The sequence below is a fragment of the Schinkia azotoformans LMG 9581 genome, from assembly GCF_000307855.1.
GTDB classification, from domain to species: domain Bacteria; phylum Bacillota; class Bacilli; order Bacillales; family Bacillaceae_J; genus Schinkia; species Schinkia azotoformans.
The window spans coordinates 1-535 of sequence record NZ_AJLR01000020.1 but is presented as its reverse complement, the minus strand read 5'-3'; the positions used below and the strand labels follow the sequence as shown (position 1 = coordinate 535).

Annotated in this window: 1 pseudogene; it reads left to right on the top strand. The window is 40.6% G+C overall.

From position 1 onward, the window contains the following. Positions 1-17: 17 nt before the first annotated feature. Positions 18-503, top strand: a pseudogene (locus tag BAZO_RS01630) (peptide chain release factor-like protein); the annotation flags it as partial. Positions 504-535 lie beyond the last annotated feature (32 nt).

The following is a 535-nucleotide window of genomic DNA, read 5'->3' as shown; positions in this document are numbered from 1 at the left end:
TTTGATTTTGAGCTGGCGAAAAAGGAGTTCATCGTTTAGTTCGCATATCGCCATTTGATTCTGCTAATCGTCGTCATACTTCATTTACTTCAGTAGACGTGATGCCAGAACTGGATGATTCAATTGAAGTTGAAGTTCGTGATGCTGATGTGAAAATGGATACCTTCCGTTCTGGAGGAGCAGGTGGACAAAATGTCAATAAAGTATCCACAGGGGTTCGCTTGACTCACGTTCCAACAGGGATTGTTGTCCAATCAACAATGGATAGAACACAATATGGTAACCGTGACAAGGCCATGGCTATGTTGAAGTCAAAACTCTATCAATTAGAAATGGATAAAAAGCAAGCAGAAGTTGATGAACTTCGAGGAGACCAATCAGAAATCTCTTGGGGAAGTCAAATTCGTTCTTATGTTTTCATGCCATATCAGTTAGTCAAAGACACACGGACTGGTTATGAAACAGGACAAATTTCAAACGTTATGGACGGTGAAATAGACTGATTTATCAATGGTTGGCTTCGTTGGAACCCCTA